Source organism: Terrabacter sp. GCM10028922, from assembly GCF_042666095.1.
GTDB lineage: Bacteria > Actinomycetota > Actinomycetes > Actinomycetales > Dermatophilaceae > Terrabacter.
This window is the reverse complement of record NZ_JBHTFG010000014.1, coordinates 165,801-184,412: the sequence shown is the minus strand read 5'-3', so window position 1 is coordinate 184,412 and position 18,612 is coordinate 165,801. Positions and strand designations below refer to the sequence as shown.

14 protein-coding genes are annotated in these 18,612 nt (G+C 68.2%); 6 read left to right on the top strand and 8 right to left on the bottom strand.

Features of this window, described 5'->3' with window-relative positions; translation table 11 throughout:
- Positions 1 to 17 precede the first annotated feature (17 nt).
- From ACFQU3_RS14535 to ACFQU3_RS14515, 5 genes are all read left to right on the top strand, one after another.
- Positions 18 to 929: a proline dehydrogenase family protein gene (locus ACFQU3_RS14535; RefSeq protein ID WP_385910946.1), complete on the top strand. Its 912-nt coding sequence runs from the start codon at positions 18 to 20 to the stop codon at positions 927 to 929.
- A 47-nt stretch (positions 930 to 976) separates the two neighbouring features.
- The gene (gene pruA, locus ACFQU3_RS14530) at positions 977 to 2,632 is read left to right on the top strand and encodes an L-glutamate gamma-semialdehyde dehydrogenase (protein ID WP_385910944.1); all 1,656 of its coding nucleotides are present in this window, start codon (positions 977 to 979) and stop codon (positions 2,630 to 2,632) included.
- Between the two features lie 79 nt (positions 2,633 to 2,711).
- Entirely contained in the window at positions 2,712 to 3,845 is a 1,134-nt protein-coding gene (locus ACFQU3_RS14525; RefSeq protein ID WP_385910942.1) for an FAD-dependent oxidoreductase, read from the top strand.
- Positions 3,838 to 5,082 (top strand): allantoate amidohydrolase, encoded by a 1,245-nt coding sequence (locus tag ACFQU3_RS14520; protein ID WP_385910940.1) that lies wholly within the window; start codon positions 3,838 to 3,840, stop codon positions 5,080 to 5,082. Before ACFQU3_RS14525 ends, ACFQU3_RS14520 begins: the two co-directional genes overlap by 8 nt.
- A 68-nt stretch (positions 5,083 to 5,150) precedes the next feature.
- Positions 5,151 to 5,711, top strand: coding sequence for a HutD family protein (locus tag ACFQU3_RS14515; RefSeq protein ID WP_385910938.1), 561 nt, complete (start codon positions 5,151 to 5,153; stop codon positions 5,709 to 5,711).
- Positions 5,712 to 6,059: 348 nt separating this feature from the next.
- Here the strand turns inward: ACFQU3_RS14515 and ACFQU3_RS14510 are convergent, their stop codons facing one another.
- The 5 genes from ACFQU3_RS14510 to ACFQU3_RS14490 all read right to left on the bottom strand — a co-directional run bounded on the left by ACFQU3_RS14510 (position 6,060) and on the right by ACFQU3_RS14490 (position 12,947).
- Positions 6,060 to 7,367, bottom strand: coding sequence for an MFS transporter (locus ACFQU3_RS14510; RefSeq protein ID WP_385910936.1), 1,308 nt, complete (start codon positions 7,365 to 7,367; stop codon positions 6,060 to 6,062).
- Positions 7,368 to 7,959: 592 nt separating this feature from the next.
- Positions 7,960 to 8,664, bottom strand: a complete 705-nt coding sequence (locus ACFQU3_RS14505) for a GntR family transcriptional regulator (RefSeq protein ID WP_385910934.1) — start codon at positions 8,662 to 8,664, stop codon at positions 7,960 to 7,962.
- Positions 8,665 to 8,719: 55 nt separating this feature from the next.
- Positions 8,720 to 10,339, bottom strand: coding sequence for a helix-turn-helix domain-containing protein (locus tag ACFQU3_RS14500; protein ID WP_385910932.1), 1,620 nt, complete (start codon positions 10,337 to 10,339; stop codon positions 8,720 to 8,722).
- 59 nt (positions 10,340 to 10,398) lie between these two features.
- Positions 10,399 to 11,553 carry a 2Fe-2S iron-sulfur cluster-binding protein gene (locus tag ACFQU3_RS14495; protein ID WP_385910930.1) on the bottom strand — a complete coding sequence of 385 codons (1,155 nt, stop codon included), beginning with the start codon at positions 11,551 to 11,553 and terminating at the stop codon, positions 10,399 to 10,401.
- Positions 11,554 to 11,636: 83 nt separating this feature from the next.
- Complete coding sequence (locus ACFQU3_RS14490) at positions 11,637 to 12,947, bottom strand: aromatic ring-hydroxylating dioxygenase subunit alpha (RefSeq protein WP_385910928.1); 1,311 nt, start codon at positions 12,945 to 12,947, stop codon at positions 11,637 to 11,639.
- 277 nt (positions 12,948 to 13,224) lie between these two features.
- Between ACFQU3_RS14490 and ACFQU3_RS14485 the strand changes: the two genes are divergently transcribed.
- Positions 13,225 to 14,418 (top strand): M24 family metallopeptidase, encoded by a 1,194-nt coding sequence (locus ACFQU3_RS14485; protein ID WP_385910926.1) that lies wholly within the window; start codon positions 13,225 to 13,227, stop codon positions 14,416 to 14,418.
- Between the two features lie 71 nt (positions 14,419 to 14,489).
- Here the strand turns inward: ACFQU3_RS14485 and ACFQU3_RS14480 are convergent, their stop codons facing one another.
- The 3 genes from ACFQU3_RS14480 to ACFQU3_RS14470 all read right to left on the bottom strand — a co-directional run bounded on the left by ACFQU3_RS14480 (position 14,490) and on the right by ACFQU3_RS14470 (position 18,420).
- A complete protein-coding gene (locus ACFQU3_RS14480) occupies positions 14,490 to 15,995 on the bottom strand; it encodes an aldehyde dehydrogenase family protein (protein WP_385910924.1) in 1,506 nt (501 codons plus the stop codon).
- Between the two features lie 69 nt (positions 15,996 to 16,064).
- A complete protein-coding gene (gene dapA / locus ACFQU3_RS14475) occupies positions 16,065 to 16,979 on the bottom strand; it encodes a 4-hydroxy-tetrahydrodipicolinate synthase (protein WP_385910922.1) in 915 nt (304 codons plus the stop codon).
- Positions 16,980 to 17,028: 49 nt separating this feature from the next.
- Complete coding sequence (locus ACFQU3_RS14470; RefSeq protein WP_385910920.1) at positions 17,029 to 18,420, bottom strand: protoporphyrinogen/coproporphyrinogen oxidase; 1,392 nt, start codon at positions 18,418 to 18,420, stop codon at positions 17,029 to 17,031.
- Between the last annotated feature and the right edge of the window lie 192 nt (positions 18,421 to 18,612).

Genomic DNA, 18,612 nt, shown 5'->3' with positions numbered 1-18,612 from the left:
TTGACCGGAGGTCAGACATGCTGAAGCGCCTTCTCCTCGTCGCCGCGAACAACAAGCGGCTCGAGAGACAGCTGGGCACGAACCCGCGCACGCGGAAGCTGGTCAGCCGGTTCGTGGCCGGCACCACGTTGGAGGAAGCGATTCAGGTCACCAAGGACCTGAACAACCGGGGCATCGCCGTCAGCCTCGACCTGCTCGGTGAGACAGTCGAGGACCTGCGGAAGTCCGCCGTCGCCACCGCGGCCTACATCGAGGCCGTTCAGGCGATTGCCCGGGAGTGCCCCGGGGCCACGGTTTCGGTGAAGCTGTCACAGCTCGGCATCGGGCTCGACCCGGCGGTGTGCGCCGCCCACCTGGACGACCTGTTGCGGGCCGCCGACGACGTCGGCGTCCTCGTCGAGGTCGACATGGAACACAGCTCGGTGGGAGGGGCCACGCTGGAGGCGTTCCGCGCGGCCCTGGAGAACTACCCCGACACCCGGGTCGCGATGCAGGCCGCCATGCGGCGAACCCCCAACGACCTGGAGTCGTTCACCAAGACCAAGCCGCGGATCCGGCTGGTCAAGGGGGCCTTCCTGGAGACGGCAGAGCGGGCCCTGCAGGCACACGACGAGGTCACGTCCCAGTACCTCTACCTCACCGACTGGGCCCTGGAGCACCTGCCCGATCCGGCGTTCGGCACGCACGACGACCGGTGCATCGACCACGTCAAGGAGGCTGCGGTCCGGCTCGGCGTGGACCGCAGCAGCTACGAGTTCCAGATGTTGTACGGGGTGCGGCGCGACCTCCAGCAGAAGCTGGCCGACGAGGGCTACCGCATTCGCATCTACGTGCCGTACGGCACCGAGTGGTACCCGTACCTGATGCGGCGCATGGCCGAACGGCCGGCGAACCTCATCTTCTTCCTCCGCTCCCTCGTCAGCGGCTGACTCCACGCCCGGGGACGACCACCCCAAACCAAAGCTAGGAACCCTGAATGTCCATGTCGAACCACCTGCCCGCCACCGTCGCAGGCAGCATCCGCATCACCGAGCCGGTCAACGAGCCGGTCCGAGACTATCGGCCCGAGTCGCCCGAGGCCGTCGCCCTGGAGGCCGAGATCGCCCGAGTCGCCGGTGAGGTCCGTGAGCTGCCACATGTCGTGAACGGCGAACGGCTCCCCGTGACCGATCCGGTACCGGTCACCGCCCCACACGATCACGGGCATGTCCTGGGCCACTACTCGGCTGTCGACGACTCCGTCGTCGACAGGGCGATCGAGGCAGCGTTGGCCGCTCGTCAGGACTGGTCTCGGACGCCGTGGTGGGATCGTGCCGCGGTGCTGCTGCGCGCCGCCGAGCTGGTCAGCGGCAAGTACCGCGACGAGCTCAATGCCACGACGATGCTCGGCCAGTCGAAGACCTTCCACCAGGCAGAGATCGACTCCGCCTGCGAAACCGCGGACTTCTTCCGCTACAACGCGCACTTCGCCGCGCAGATCTATCAGACCCAGCCGCCCTCGCCGGCACAGGAGCTCAACTTCCTCGACCATCGCGGCCTGGAGGGGTTCGTCCTGTCGGTCACCCCGTTCAACTTCACCGCCATCGGCGCGAACCTGTCGACCACGCCGGCGCTGATGGGCAACACCGTCGTGTGGAAGCCGTCGGAGAAGGCGGCACTGAGCGCCCAGGTGCTGATGAAGGTGTTCGAGGAGGCGGGGTTCCCGCCGGGCGTGATCAACCTCGTGCACGGCTCGGGCGCCACCGTCACCGAGCGCGCCCTCGGGCACGAGCGGTTCGCCGGGCTCGCCTTCACCGGCTCGACCGCGATCTTCCGTGACCTGTGGAAGAAGACCGCGAACAACATCGACCGCTACAAGAGCTACCCGCGCGTGGTGGGAGAGACAGGCGGCAAGAACGCGGTCGTCGCTCACGCCTCCGCCGATCCGGACGCCCTTCTGGTGGCACTGGTCCGTGGCGCGTTCGAGTTCCAGGGCCAGAAATGCTCCGCGGCGTCGCGGGCGTACATCCCGCGCAGCCTGTGGAAGTCGCTCGAGGGTCGACTGGCCGAGACCGTGGGCCAGCTCAAGGTCGGCGACCCCACGCAGCACGAGACGTTCATGGGCGCAGTGATCGATGAGATGTCGCTGCGTCGTCTGGAGTCGACCATCGAGGCGGCCAAGGAGCTGTCCGGCCACCGCATCCTCACCGGAGGCACCGTCAACACGGAGCAGGGCTGGTTCGTCGACCCCACGATCTTCGTCACCGAGGACCCGACGTCGTTCCTGATGGAAAGGGAGTTCTTCGGACCCCTGCTGGCCGTGCACGTCTACGACGACTCCGACTGGGACAAGGTTCTTCACCTCGTCGACACCACCAGCGAGTACGCCCTCACCTGCTCGATCTTCGCCAACGATCGGGCTGCCGTGGGTTCCGCCTTGTCGGCCCTGCGCGACACCGCCGGCATGACGTACGTCAACGACAAGCCGACGGGGGCGCTGATCGGCCGGCAGTCGTTCGGCGGCGGCCGCGGATCCGGCACCAACGACAAGGCCGGCTCCCCACTGGCGCTGCAGCGCTGGGTCAACGCCCGGTTCGTCAAGGAGAACTTCCACCCGCCGTACGACTGGACCTACCCGTACATGGGCCAGTGAGACCTGCTGGGCCACAAGGGATTCCGGCTCGCCCGCCTCGCGTTGGCTCGAACGTCGCGTTCTCGCAGAAAGTCGCACCATGAACTCGCAGTACGTCGTCGTCGGTGCCGGGTTGGCCGGCGCAGCCACCGCCTGGAGCCTCTCACGGCGCGGTCACGAGGTGACGCTCGTCGAAAGGACCCGGCCCGCCGCCCACGACGGCAGCTCCCACGGCTCGGCAAGGATCTTCCGGTACCCCTACCCCGACGCCTTCTACACCGAGCTCGTGGTGCGCGCCAAGGCCGGGTTCGACGAGCTGGAGAAGGTCAGCGGTCGGCAGCTGATCACCCCGACCGGTTCCCTTGACCTCGGTGGAGTCAGAGACCCACGGCGCCTGGCAGCGGTGATGGAGCAGGTCGGTGTCGAGCACGAGCTGCTCAGCGCCGTCGAGGCGCAAGAGCGGTTCCCGCACATCGCCACCGACACCGAGGTCCTGTGGCATCCCGGTGCCGGTGTGATCGACGCGGAGGCCACGGTGAACGCGATGGTCGACGCGGCGGTGTCGCATGGGGCACAGGTACTGAGTGACTGGCCCGTCCACCGCGTCGATGCGACCGGCCGCGGCTACCGCCTGCACAGTGACGACGCGCACATCGACGCCGAACGGATCGTCGTGGCCGCCGGAGGCTGGCTTCCGACGCTGCTGGAGCAGCTGCCGGTCAGCGACGGCTTCCGGGCCGGCCTGCCGCGGTTCGAGGTCAGCCAGGAGAACGCGTACCACTTTCCGTACCGCGACCAGAGCGGCCTTTGGCCGACGTTCATCCACAAGGACGAGTCGATCCAGACCTACAGCCTGCCGGGCGGGCGAGACGCCGAGTTTCGCGGGCAGAAGCTGGCCGAGTACAACGCCGGCCGGAAGATGGCCAGTGCCGCCGACCAGGACGGTCAGATCGACGCGGGCAACCGGCAGCGGATCGTCGAGTACGTCAAGAGGTACCTTCCCGGCCTGGTTCCTGAGCCCTACGCCGAGACGACCTGCCTCTTCACCAACACCCCGAGCGAGGACTTCCTCATCGACACCACGGACGGCATCACCCTCGTGTCGGCTTGCTCCGGTCACGGCGCGAAGTTCGCCCCCCTGATCGGTGAGTTCGCCGCGGATGCAGCGACAGGCACGGCCCGGGCCCCGGAACGCTTCACTGCTCACGCGATCCGGGCGGCGAGCCATGCCTGAGCAGCCGTCCGACGTGGCCCCGCCGAGCAGCGTCGCGGCACTGCTCGAGGAGATCGTCGACATCGGAACCGACCAGACCCGTGGCGGCTACAGCCGCCCCGTCTACTCCGGTGCCGAGCTGGATCTGCGGGACTGGTTCATCGAGCACGCCACTCGCCGTTCACTGGATGTCGAAACCGACCGCAACGGCATCATCTGGGCCTGGTGGAACCCGACCGGCGCGCCTCTGCGCGACGCGGTGGTCACCGGCAGCCACCTGGACTCCGTGCCGGGTGGCGGAGCGTTCGACGGCCCGCTCGGTGTCGCCTCCGCGCTGGCGGCGCTCGACCAGCTGCGCCGGGACGGTCTCAGAGCGACCCGGCCCCTGGGGTTGGCCGTCTTCCCGGAGGAGGAAGGATCCCGGTTCGGAGTCGCCTGCCTCGGATCCCGGCTCATGGCCGGCGACATCGACCCGGTCAAAGCGGCGCGGCTGGTCGACGACGACGGCATCACCTTCGCCGAAGCGGCCGAACGGCACGGTCTGGACCCCAGCGGGCTCGGCCGCGACGAGGAGGCGTTGAGCAGGATCGGAACGTTCGTCGAGCTGCACGTCGAGCAGGGCCGCGGACTGGTCGACCTCGGGCAACCAGTCGCTGTCGGCACGTCCGTCCTCGGCCATGGCCGCTGGCGGCTGCGCATCACGGGCCAGGGCAACCACGCGGGCACGACGCTGATGGACGATCGACGCGACCCCATGGTCGCCGCCGGCGCGATCATCACCGCCATCCGGGACGTCGCGCGCGCACAGCCACAAGCACGGGCCACCGTCGGCCGGATCGTCCCCGTGCCCGGCGGAACCAACGTGATCGCCTCCAAGGTCGACCTGTGGCTCGACGTGCGGCACCCCGACGACGCCGTGACCGCCGCCGTCGTGGCCGACATCGCAGGCAGGGCCGCGGCGATCGCCTCGACTGAAGGCTGCGCGACGCACCTCGTCGAGGAGTCGGTCAGCCCTACTGTGCAGTTCGACGCCGGTCTGCGTGACCGGCTCGGTGCTGCCCTGCCTGATGCGCCGCGGCTGGCCACCGGCGCCGGCCACGACGCGGGGGTTCTCTCAGCCCACCTCCCCACGGGCATGCTGTTCGTACGCAACCCGACCGGTGTCTCCCACTCGCCGGACGAGCACGTGCCGGACGCCGACGCCGAGGCGGGCGCGACCGCCCTGGCGACCGTGCTGCGCGGACTCCTCGGGGCGTAGCCCGTGGCCCAGGGTGACACAACGAGCCGGGACCGTCCTTGGCAACCAATCGATGGGGTATCGCAGACGTGAACGTCCACCGCTTCTCTCTCCACGATGTTCCAGCCCGACCGTGGAAGAACCACGGGGGCACGACTCGCGAGCTCGTGAGCTGGCCGCCAGGGGCGGACCTGGACACCTTCGCGTGGCGAGCGTCCGTTGCCACCATCAGTGCCGACGGGCCCTTCTCGCAGTTTCCCGGTGTTGAGCGCACGATCATGCTGCTCAGCGGCGACGGGCTGCGGCTTCGTGGAACCAGTACGAACCACCAGCTGGACACTCGAGGTGCACCGTTCCGGTTCGACGGTGCGTCCCGGCTGCACTGCTCCCTCATCGCCGGCCCGTGCACCGTTCTCAACATCATGACCAGACGCGATCGCGGTGCAACACACCTCGACGTCGTGACGGAGCCGACCACCATCTCCGCCACAGACGGCATGGTGCTCATCGTTCGGGGCGACTGGCAGCTCGCCAGTGATTCGCTCACCGCGGGGTGCGGGCTGTGGTGGACAGCGTCGCCGCCGCAGCAGCGGCTGCAACCCTCCGGCGGCCCAGGCGAACTTGCGCTTGTCCGGTGGGAACCCAGGTGACCACCTCCCCTCCGGATGGCCAGCCCGCATCGCTGGCCCTGCCAACCGATCCGCGGGTCGACGCCCAGCTTCGATGTGAGTGTGGGCACGCCCTCCAGACCTGCCCCGGTTGCCGGACACTCCGATGCCTGCACTGTGACCCCATCACGTCGGACGACTGCGTCTGGTCCAGCTGAGCCGTGCCAGGCCCGGCGCCTGAGCCGTGCGAGGCCCGGCCCCTGAGCCGTGCCAGCACCGCACGTGTGCCCGACGGGACAGTCGGCTGGGCCGGCGAAGTGGCCGCGGTGACAATGTCGTCCGCGGGCCACTCCGCCGGCTCAGCGCCCTTGGCGTTCAGCAAGAGACCCGCTAGTGCGAGTAGCCCGCGGCGGTCTCGGTGAGGCTCTTTCCCTTCGTCTCGGGAGCCAGCCACTGCGAGAGTCCGGCGCCGACTGCGGCGACGCCGGCGGCGATCAGCATGGTCGGTCCGGCGCCGAGGTTCGTCATGGTCCACGGCAACAGGAAGGTGCCGAGGCCCGCTCCGATACGGCTGACGGCGGCCGCGAAGCCGGTCCCTATCCCACGGATCTCGGTCGGAAACACCTCTGTCGGGTAGATGCCCGTCAGCGTCGTGTAGATCGCGTTGAAGAACGAGAAGAGCAGGAACAGGACCAGCACGAGCAGCGGGGGCGCTCCTGCCCACAGGCCGATGATCGCGAGGAGGGCGGTGCACAGCCACTGCGGCGGGACGGTCAACACGCGGCGGCCGGCCTTGTCGATCAGCAGGACCGTGATCACCACCGCAATGAGCGCTACGGCGGAGAGCCCGACGCCACCGGCGAGCCCACCACTGAGGCCGTACTGCTCCAGCACGCTGTCGGCGAAGGTCGCGATCGCGAAGTACGGTGCGACGGCGCAGAACCAGAAGCCCGAGGTGAAGAGCGTGGCCCGCCAGTACTGCCGCGAGAACAACGTCTTGACGGAGCCCTGCGGGAGCGGTGTGTGGTCGCCTTCGTGGACGACGTCAGAGATCTCCTCCGAGCTGTCCATGTAGCGTCGAGCGACGGTGAGCGCTTCCTTCCGGCGGCCCTTGTCTATCAGCCAGCGGGGCGACTCCGGCAGCCCGAGCCGAGCGAGGAACAGGACGACCGCGATCAGGGTGCTCGACCCGAGGATGACCCGCCAGCTCAGATCAGTGGAATCGACTAGCAGGTGCCCGACGAGGAACGCGACCATGAATCCGGCATACCAGGCGATCAACGTGACGCCCAGCAGCCGGCCACGCAGCCGGGCCGGAGCGAACTCGGACATCAACGGCCAGCCGATGGAGTACTCGCCGCCGATCGCGACACCCATCAGCAGCCGCACCAGGAAGAGCTGCACGGCCGAGTCGGCGAAGAACTGCAGCGCCCCGGCGAAGAACTGCAGCGACGATGCGATCACGAAGAGACCCATGTCGATCAGGAACAGCGGCTTACGGCCCCATTTGTCGGTGGCCCAGCCCCCGAGCGGCGAGCCGATGAAGATGCCGAACAAAGGGCCCGCCGCGATCAGGCCCACCCAGAGGGGGGACAGGCCGAGATCGGCGGTCATGTCGCTGGTCACGGGACCGATGATCCCCAGGATGTAGCCGTCGAGGAACATCCCGCCGATGAGGACGGCGACCAGCCTCCTCATGAAGCGACGCTTGAACGCCGCCGAGGTATCCTCCGAGGCGGCAGTTCCGACTTGCATACTCGATGACATCAGATCTCCTTGGTGGATGTTCGATTTCTCTGTGAGGCATGCGAGAGGTGCTGGAGGGGCGATGCCCCGACGGGTCGCTCAGCCGACAGGTCACGACGACTTCCCGTGGATTGACCGCGGGCGGCCGACGGTGCGCAGGTTTGGACTGTGTGGAGCGGAGTCAAGACGCGAGGGCTCGTGGCACGGGCCGGCGGCAGGCAGAGAACAGTGAGGCGGGCTGACACACCGACACAGCGGCGTTCGGTGCTCGGAATGGTGCAGTCGGGTCAGGAGACCGTCAAGAGCCCCGTTCTCCGAGTCAGAAGCTCATTGCGACCCGGGGCGGTCGTGCGTCTCGCGAAGGCTGGGTGCGCATCGAGCGCCCGCGGTCTCGACCGTGAGGGAGTGCGCGGCGATCGTGGATGGCGTGTCTATCCAGGCGTGAGGCCGTTGCTTACGTTCTTTTGACCACGTTTGACGAAATGTGCTGCAGCTGCTCTTCGCCCATCTGTGCCCGCACCTTCCCTGAACCCAGGATCGGCTCTCAGACAGGTGCCGCCGCGTCGGCGAGACTGGTCTCATCGGCGAGACGTTGGCGCACCTCTTCGGCTGCTACGTCGAGCGAGGCTTCGGACGCCGCGGCGGCGGCCTCGGGGTCGTGGGCCCGCGCGGCTGCCACGAGGTCGCGCTGGTAGCGCCAGAGCCACTCGTTCGACTTCGTGGAGTCGAACGTGGCCTTGATGCCCACGGTCTTGTAGGCGCGGCACTGCTGCCACAGGCCCTGGATGGTGCTGACCAGCACGGCGTTGCCGCTCGCCTCGTAGAGGATCGTCAGGAGCGCCTCGTCGTGGCGCAGATGATCCTCGAGGCGCCCGTCCGCGACAGCGGCGCGCATGAGGTCAAGCTCGGCCTCCATCCGGGCGCAGTCCTTCGGCGTGATGCGTTCGCTGCCGAACCGGGCAGCCTCACGCTCCAGGATCTTGCGGACGCCGTAGACCTGGACCAGCTCTTCGAGCGTCAGGCCCTTGACCACCGCGCCCTTGTGCGGTTCACGGTGAGCGAAGCCGCCCTCCTCCAGGCGTCGGATCGCCTCACGGACCGGCATCACGCTGGTGCCGACCTGTGCCGCGACCTCGCGTATCCGCAGTCGTGACCCGGCCGGCAGCTCGCCGCTGATGATCGCCGCGTGCAGGACGTCGTACACGTGGTCAGCCAGCAGTGTTGGCTTTACCGGCTTGGAGAGGCTCACCCGTCAACGATAGTCAGAGGCCGCATACGTCGGAGGGACCCCCGCACCTCGGCAGTCACTCAGTCGCGGAGAGGTGAGTGAGCATGAAGCGCCCGCAGTTGTCGATCTTGCTGTGCCAGGCCTCCACCGCCCCGGCTGGATCGCCGCGGCGGATCTCGAGCAGGATGCGCTGGTCGTCGGCGAGGATCTCGTCGGTCGGGTAGCGGTAGCTCAGGCCGAAGATCGTGACGAAGATGCGCAGCTGGAGGCTGAGGCGGACGAACATCCACCCCATCCGCGGCATGGTGGCCGCTCTCGCCAGCTCGTCCTGCAGGTCCAGGTCGATGGCGCTGGCTTCGGGGACGAGCCCGAGCTGGTCACACCGGACGAGCCCGGCGTAGTGCTCGTCGACCGTGACTGGCAGGGCCCGGCGGACCGATGCGAGCCGGCGAACGATCGCGGTGCCGAGCAAGCCGCGCGCCGTGTACGTCTCGACGACGTCGCGGGGTGTGGGAACGGGCAGCCGGTACCGTCCCGACCGTTTGTCGATCAGTGCTTCCTCTGCCAGCTGGGCGAGGACGTAGGCAACGCGTCCTGACGGCACGCGCGACTGATCGGCGATGCGACGCACCGAGATGGCTTCGCCGGCCTGCATCTCGCCCGCGCTGATGGCCATGCAGATGCCTCGCACCACATCCATCAGGTCCCCCTTCGGGGGCTCGATCCCGGGGCCGTCGGCCCTGTCGTCGAGGATGGCTTTCGATGCGTCGAAGGGCCGGGACCAGACGAACTCTCGGGCGCCCTCGCTCCGAGCGATGCGAACGAGGCGCTGGACCTCCTGCAGCTCGGCGAGCTGTCGTGGGTCCACGGCGTCGGCGATGCGGTGCAGCATGCCGAACCAGCGCTTCCCGGTGACGGAGTACGCCCTGATCTCGGGGTGACGTGACAACCACCGCTGTGCCGCCGAGTCGAGAACCACGTCGACGACCAACGTGACGGGCATGGGCGAAAGACGTTCTGCCGCACGACGAAGCAGTGCGAGGGCATCGGTACCGCCACACGCGCCCTCCGCCGTCGTGGGGTCATGACCGGTGAGCGACCGGCGCAACAGCGGGGCGCAGACGATGGTCTCGACCGCCGCCGTCCGGGCGGCCCGTGACGGCGCAGAGAGGGCGGGCGCCCTTGGCGCTGCATGGAACCCGAGGGCGCATCCGGACCGGTGGACGTCGACGTAGGTGACGACCGACCCTGACAGGTCCGGCAGCAGAGCCTCGCCCGGCTCGGCGTGGCGGAAGAGCTGGCGTCGGATCCGGCTCACCGTGGCCTGGCTGACGCCGGACACCTCCGCGACGCTGCGGGTCGTCCAGCGCTTGGCGCCGGGAGGAGGTTCGTGGAGCGCGCAGCCCATGATCCGATGGACGACGTCTTCCGGAGCCGGCGGACGGCCGGTGCGAGGAGCGTCAGCGAGGCCATCGATACCGGCGGCCAGATAGCGACGCCACCACTTCGCCGCCGTCAACCGGCTCACCGAGGACCGCCGTGCGGCTTCCGTGACGCCCACGTCGGAGCAGTCGGCGACGAGCTGGGCCCGGATGGCCACGCCGTGGGGGGTGTGCCGGGACCGGCCTACGCGCAGCAGCCTCTCGCGCTCGTCAGGAGCCAGTCGAGTGGCGCTGTCGACCGAGGCTGGGCACATGCTTGGGGCCTTGGCGGTGAGCGTGCTCGACGACGTCGAACTGGTTGGGCAACGACGGGCTAACCATCGATGCTCAGGTCGCTGAGCGGCTTCGAGCAGCAGATGAGGATCTTGTTCGCGGCGATCTCCCGGGGACGGATTCCCCCGTTGTGGTTCATCTCCACCTCGCCGGACAGCTTGGACACCTTGCACGTCCCGCACATGCCTTGGCTGCAGGATGAGGGAAGCCGCAGGCCGGCGGCCAGTGCGGCGTCCAGCACGTTCTCGTCTGCCCGGCAGGTGATGGTCCGGCCGCTCCGCACGAACTCGACCGCGTGGGTGGTCACCGAGGTGTCGAGGGTGTCAGCGGACCCCGGCCGGCCAGCCGAGGTGGTCGGCGAGGCGATGAGATCATCGAACTGGACTCCTTCGGGCAGGAGTGCGGTCCCGGGATGCGTTGGGGCGTCGAACGAGAAGCTCTCCTCGTGATAGCTGCCCATGTCGTAGCCCAGGTCCGACAGGATCCGTCGCACGGATGCCATGTATGCGGCGGGCCCGCAGGTGAAGGTGACTCGCTCGTGGAGGTCGGGCGCAAGCGTCCGAAGCATGTCGGCCGAGAGTCGACCGCGCAGCCCAGTCCAATGCTCCGAGGGGTAGTCGTTCTCGCAGACGTGCGCGACCCGGACGTTGGGCATGACGGTCTCGATTGCGGCGAGCTCCCGGCGGAACACGATGTCAGCGGGAGTGCGGGCGCTGTGCACGAACAGGACGTCGGCATCTGATCCGAGGTCGAACAGCGTCCGCGTCATCGACATGAGCGGCGTGATGCCGCTGCCCGCCGACAAGAACAGGTACTTGTCGGCGGGCTGACGGCTCAGGGTGAACGCCCCGAGCGGCGCCAGCGCCGTGATCTCACTGCCAGGTCTGACGTTGTCATGCAGCCAGTTCGAGACGGGGCCGCCGACGACGCGCTTGACCGTGATGGCGAGGCGGTGGGGCCGGGTGGGGGGCGACGAGATGGTGTAGCAGCGGTTGACCGGGCGCCCGTCGATCTCGAGCAGCAGGGTCAGGAACTGGCCCGGCTCGAACGTGAAGGTGTAGTCGCCCTGCGGTTCGAACGTGAAGCTCTTGATGTCGTGCGTGATCTCGGAGACGGCACGGCACACGAGAACGGTCCGGTCGTTCTCGCCCCAGCAGTCGGGGGACCACGGGGGAGGCAGGAATCGACGATCCATGGATGCTGCGTCGGTTGGCGTCGTGCCGCGCTGCTGGGTGTCGTGGGTGACCGACATCTCTCTTGCTCCGGTGGTCGCTGGGGTCACTGGCCGGATGCCTGGGTGAGCAGTCCCAGGTGGTCGGGGTGCGGGATGAGGTGCTCGCGCAGGCGTCCGATGTACCAGTTGATGAAGGCTTCGACGTCGTCCTCGATCAATCCGTAGGGCCCGGGTTCGTAGCCGGGGTCGGACACGCCGCGCTGGGCCCTCTGGACCAGCGCCCGGTCCTGGTCGTTGGTGGCGCGCCAGACGGCGGTGAGGGTGTCGATGTCGTAGTCGACGCCTTCGACGGCATCGGCGTGGACCAGCCAGGTGGTGCGCACGAGGGTCTTGCCCGGTGCGATGGGCAGGGTGCTGAAGACGACGGCGTGGTCGCTGAGCAGGTGGAACCACGAGTTGGGCTGCAGGTGCAGGGACAGGTCGCCGAACCGGGGCTCGGGGATCTCGCCCATCAGCTTGCGGCACACCTGCGCCCCGTCCTGACCGAAGGAGGCGCCGTCGCCGTCGAGCGGCAGCCGCATGATCATGTAGCCGGTCGGGCGGCTGTCGAGCTCGCGACTCACGTCACGGGGGGCCTTGAGGATCGAGCAGACGTTGTCCAGATGCGCGGAGGCCGCCTGGTAGCGCTCGAACGCCGGGCGCATCCTCGGCGTGACGTCGTCCTCGGAGTAGCGGTGGAACGGGAAGTAGGCCGTGAGGAGCTCGGGGTGTGAGGCGTCGCAGTGGTGGCACTCGCGGTTGTTCTCCATGACCAGCTTCCAGTTGCCCTCTTCGACCAGGTCGGTCTGGTGGGCGACCTTGGCGTCCTGGAGCCGGTACGGCGCGAGGTACGGCTCGATGACCTGGGCCACCTCGTCGAAGTCGGCCGGCGGCTCGTCGGCCAGGCACACGAAGACGAGACCGGCCACGGTGCGCACGTGCACCGGCTTGAGGCCGAACCGCTCCCGGTCGAACTCCGGGGGCTGGGACTCGGCGAAGATCAGGCTGCCGTCGGTGCGGTAGGTCCACTGGTGGTACGGACACACGAGGTTGCCCACCGCGCCGCACCGCTCCTGCAGGATCCGGGCACCACGGTGCCGGCACACGTTGCGCATCGCCCGGACCTGCTCGTCGTCGTCGCGCACCACGATCACCGAGTACGGGCCGATGTCGACCGTGACATAGTCGCCCGGCTCGGGCAGCTCCGCCTCGGCGGCGCAGAACAGCCAGTGCCGGCTGAAGATGGCGTCCAGGTCGAGGTCGAAGACCTCCTGGCTGGCGTAGAAGGACGACTCGAGGCTGTACCCCACGGCTCGGCGCGCCACCATCGCCGCGATGTCACCGACCGGAGCGGCCGTGCGCGTCAACAAACTCACAGAATCCTCCCAAACCACCGAAAATCGCTGACCAACACATGTCGTGTGTTCCGTATCGCGGTACAGATGTACCGTACGAAACAATCGTACGGCGCCCCAACTGTCTTCTGTCAAGAGCTCGACTGCGCGAGCAGGCGAGACTCCGCCTCGCGGGGCGCCGCTTGACCGAACCTCGGGCGCGTGCCTAGGGTCAGTTTCATAGAGCGCCTTTGTTGCGTTATGCGAGAAACGAATTCACGTACGACAACACGCACGCAGGGACAGGAAAGGACTCGCAGTGAGGACTGGCACGCAGGTCGTCGAGCAGCTGTCGGTGGACGTCAACGCGCTCAGCTCTGAGCGTCTGGCACGCGCGCAGACGAGCTTGAGAGCGGCGGGACTCCCTGCTGCCTTGCTCTTCGATCCGGCGAACGTCCGTTACGTGACGTGCGACGGGGCCTTTCTGGTGTTCAACCTGCACTGCTCGTACCGGTGGGCCCTGGTCTTCGCCGAGGACGCCCCGATTCTGTGGGAGGGCGCCGAGGAGGTCCACGTCAGTCGGTCGCGTTGGGACGGCGAGATCCGGGAAGCATCAGGTTTCAGCTTCTTCGGATCAGGACCCAACAGCAGGCGAGATGCACGTACGGCGATCGGCGAGGTCGCCGCGGAGCTCGAGGCGCGGGGCCTGCGGCACGAACCGCTGGGTGTGGATCGTGCTGACGCGGTCGCCTTCATCGAGCTTGCCGCCCGCGGCATAGAGGTGGTCGACGCAGTGCCGGCTCTCGAGACAGCCCGTGCCGTGAAAACACCTCTCGAGCTCGAGATCCACCGCGACAACGCACGCCTGGTCGACGAGGCGGTCCGTGCATTCCTCCCGCACCTGACGCCGGGCAAGACCGAGAACCAGCTGTGGGCCGATCTGACTCGGGAGACCTTTTCACACGGTGCGCTCCATGCAGAGGCGAGGCTGCTCTGCTCGGGGCCGAGGACCAACCCGTGGATGCAGGAGGCGAGCCATCGGGTGGTCGAGAACGGCGACCTGGTGGCCTTCGACACCGATCTGGTCGGTCCGTTCGGTTACCTGACCGACATCTCGCGTACCTACCTCTGCGGCGACCGCCCGGCCACCACGGAGCAACGAGAGGTGTACCAGGCGGCGTACGAGTTCGTCCACGAGAGCATTCCCGAGTTCGTGGCCGGGCGCAGCTTTGCGGAGCTGGGCGAGATGCTCGGGAGCCGTATGCCGGAGAGGTATCGCCAGCAGCGGTACCCCTTCATCGCGCACGGCTGCGGCGCCGCGGACGAGTACCCGGCGGTCACCGTCACGAACCATCACCCAGGCGTTCTCGAGCCGGGCATGGTCCTCAGCGTGGAGGGCTACATGGGAGCGGTCGGCGGGAGCGTCGGCGCGAAGTACGAGGATCAGATCATCGTCACCGAGGGTGCGCCCGAGCTCATCTCTCACGCACCGGTCGACGACCGGCTCCTGTAGGGCCCTTGTCGCGGCGCCACACGCGGCCCGGGGGCGCCTGGCTGTTACCCCGCCGGGCGCCCCCGTCCAAGTCAGCGTCCGTGATAGTGCATGACGTGCTTGGTACGCGAGTAGTCGTCGAGGGCATAGATCGACAGGTCGCGTCCATACCCTGAGCCCTTGAAGCCTCCCCAGGGGACCTCGTTGGCAAGCACGAGGTGGGAGTTGACCCAGACGGTGCCGGCGTCGAGTCGTGCGGCCACGTCGTGGCTGCGGCGGGCGTCGCTCGTCCAGACCGATGCCGACAGTCCGAGCGGCACGTCGTTGGCGCGGTTGATGGCCTCGTCCTCGTCGGTGAAGGTCTCAACCGTCACAACAGGGCCGAAGACCTCCTCGGTGGTGCAGGAGGCGCCGGCGGGCACGTCGACGAGGACCGTCGGTTGGACGAAGTAGCCCGTTCCCTCGAGTGCGGCGCCGCCGACCGCAGCGCGGGCGCCTTCGTCGAACGCACGGTCGAGATGTGCGAGCACGCGGTCGTAGTGCGCCTTGGAGACGAGTGGACCGACCTCGATGTCGTCGCTCGCGTCCGGCTCGCCGACGACCAGCTCGCGTACCTGTGCAACGAGGCGGTCGACGAGCTGGTCCGCGACCGACTCGTGCACGAGCACGCGGCAGGCCGCACCGCACTCCTGGCCGGAGTTGTAGAAGCTGGCGGTGCGCAGCGAGGTCGCGACCAGGTCCAGGTCCGCGTCGTCGAAGACCACGACCGGAGCCTTGCCCCCGAGCTCGAGATGGACTCGCTTGAGAGTGTCCGCCGCTGTGCGCGCGACGGCCTTGCCGCTGCCGACCGATCCCGTGAGCGCGATCATGTCGACGGCGGCGTGGGCCGCCAGGCCGGAGCCGACGACAGGGCCGAGTCCCGTCACGACGTTGAGAACGCCCGGGGGGAGCAGATCGGCGACCAGCTCGGCGAACTTCAGCGTGCTCAAGGGCGTCTGCTCGGACGGCTTGACCACGACGGTGTTGCCCGCGGCCAGGATCGGTGCGATCTTCCACGCCGCCATCAGGAGGGGGTAGTTCCAAGGCGTGACGACGCCGACCACGCCGAGAGGTTCGCGCAGGATGACCGAGAGGTGGGACTCGGCGTAGTCGCCGGCCGCCATCGACGTGGTCGCGCGCAGCGCGCCGGCCATGAACCTGAAGGTGTCGATGGTGCCGTCGACGTCGTCGCGGGCGACCGAGACGGGCTTCCCGGTGTTGGCCGACTCCAGACGGACCAGTACGTCGCGGTTCTGCGCGATGCGGTCGGCGACGGCGTGCAAGATCTCGGAACGCTGCTTGGGCACGACGCGCGCCCACGAGACCTTCGCCTTGACGGCCGCGGCGACCGCGGCATCGACGTCCGCTGCGGTGCCCAGGGCGACCTCGGTGATCACCTCTTCAGAAGCCGGGTTGATGATCTCGAGCGTCTCGGCGGCTCGGGCGTCGCGGAAGGCTCCGTCGATGAAGTGCCCGGCCGGCGGCAGGTCAGTGGGGTCGAGCTTGGTGGCGCCGGTCGATCGGCGTACGACGCTTCGCTGGTGGTCGGTGACGGACATGTGTACTCCTTGGGGGATGTGAGGCGGCACGACCCGCAGAGGATCGGGTGCCGGCCGCGGTCGAGCGGGTCAGCCGACGGTCGCCGTCGAGGGGACCTCCGGCGAGGGAAGCGCGGACGCCAGGCGCGAGATGGTGGCGGAGGCCTCCCGCTCGAGAGGGCCAACGGGCAGTCGCGGGTTCCCGACGGCGAAGCCGGTTGCGTTGAGCGCCGCCTTGACCGCCGCGGAGAACGGCTGGGCCATGATGGCGTCGATGAGCGGGTAGACCTGCTCCCACTCGTGGCGTGCTCGATGGAGATCGCCGTCCACCGTGGCGGCGTGAATCGAGACCAGCTGTGCCGCAATGACGTTCGCGGTTCCCGCCATGACGCCGGCAGCGCCCTCGGCGAGGGCGGCCAGCGCCAGAGCATCCCAGCCGACGATGGTGGAGATGACGTCGCCGTGGTTGTGGATCAGCTGCCCCGCCTGGGCCATGTCACCCGAGGTGTCCTTGACGTACTGGATGTTCTCGACCTCGCGAGCGAGTCGGCCGATCATCTCTGGTGTCATGTTGACGCCGGTGGCGATCGGGAGGTTGTAGAGCATGACCGGGATACTCACCGACTCGGCGACGGTGCGCAGGTAGCGCTCGGTCTCCGCGACGGTGAGCGGCTCGTAGTACGGCGCCACCACCATGAGCACCGACGCACCCGCCTGCTCCGCGTGGCGGGAGAGCCCGATCGCCTCGGTGGGGGTCTGTGCCCCGGTCTGTGCCACGACGGGCACCCGACCCGCCGCTTGGTCGATCACCGTCTCCACAACGCGGCGGCGCTCGGCATTGCTCAGTGAGGTGAACTCACCCGTCGAGCCGCAGGCGACGACGCCGTGCACGCCGCCGTCGATGTTGCGGTCGACGACTCGCCGCAGGGTGGCGTCGTCGACGGCGCCATCGTCGTCGAATGGCGTGAGGAGGGCGGACAGGACGCCGCTCAGGACTGGTGACATGGTGGATCTCCCTGGGTGTGAATGGTGGTCAGAGGGTGGAAGTCGGAACCTAGGATGTGGCGCTCGGCGGCACTGGGGCAGTGCGACGTTCGCGCCGGTCGGAGTCCAGGATGTGCTCCGCAGCCTCGGCTGCGGCGAGGCCGGTGTGCACGGCGGTCTCGGTGTACTGCGTTCCCAGATAGTCGCCCGCCAGCATCACCCGGCTGTCGTGCCGAGTGAGGATCGGTTGGAGCTTGGCGCGGCCGGGGAAGCAGTACGGCGAGGCCTCGGGCCACCGCGCGACCTCGGCCTCGACCAGGTGGGAGGCGAAGCCGGGGAGCACCTGGTCGAGATCATCGACGTAGGTCTCGAGGATGGTCTCGTCGTCCTGCTGGAGCAGCTGACGGGCCAGACCTGCGGGGGAGAACGTCATGAAGCTGCTACCCGGCGCTCGTTCCTGGGCGTAGCCGTGCACGTTGTTCGACATGTTGAGCACCACGTTGAACGACCGCTTTGGGGTGGCGATGGCATAGGTGTCGTCCCAGGCCTGGGGCTCGGTCTCGTCGGTGAGGAAGGCCGCACTCACGAACGGGCCGTACCTGACCTGGGAGAGCGCCTCCCGCAGGTTGTCGTCCAGGTCGACCCCGATGCGGTGGCTCACGCTTGCGGTCGTGGCGAGCACGACACACCGAGCCTGGACCTCGTGCTCTCGGCCGTGCTGGTGATATCGCACCACGACCGAGTCGCTCGTGCGCACCACCTCCACGACCTCAGCGCCCAGCTGCACGTGCTCATCCAACGCGGCGCCGATGCCTTCGATCAGGGTCGAGGGGCCGCCGTTGATGCTGTGCGACAGCCCGGCGCCGATGTTCCACACGAGGTTGAAGTAGCCGACGCCGGCCCCGGCCGAGATCTGGTCCATCTCGGCTGAGGACCTGGTCACCGTCGGCTTGAAGAGCGCCTCGGCGTCGGCCGGGAGATCGCCGATGAAGTCGGCGAAGGAGCGGTCGTTCATGAAGTCGTAGACGCGTTGCTGACGGGTTGCCTCGTCCTCGCCCGGTCGGCGCTTCACGAGCCGGGCGTACCGCGCCACGGCCAGCCGCACCTTCGCGCCGGCCCGGATCAGGCTCGCCCGGTCGTGCCAGGACATGGGGACCCGGAACGGGAACGTCTCCACTCGACCACTGAGCAGCAGCTTGCCGTTCATGCTCAGGCCGGCCAGGTTTCCGGGCACCGGCCGGGACCCGAAGCCAGCGTCTGCCAGGAGCCGCTGGGTGGCCGACGAGGGGTTGCCGTCATAGACGTGACCGCCCCAGTTCAGCCAGTGGGGCCCGCGGCGCTCGGACCGGATCCGGCCTCCAAGTCGCTCGCCGGCCTCGAGCAGCAGGATGTCGCGGTGGCGTAGTCGCCATGCCGCAGCCAAGCCGGCGATGCCGCCGCCCACGATCACTGTGTCCCTCACGACGTCCTCCATTGAGCAAGCCTTTCCACGTGCATGAGGCGCAACAGTAGAGGCGTGATCACAGATCACACAAGACCGCATCCGATGTCTCCGAACCTCTTGACAGTGGTTCTGGCCACTCCTAGCCTCGTTTCACATCGCACACCCGTCCCACGATGTGCAACACGTAGTAATTGGTCTAAATGGTGGTTT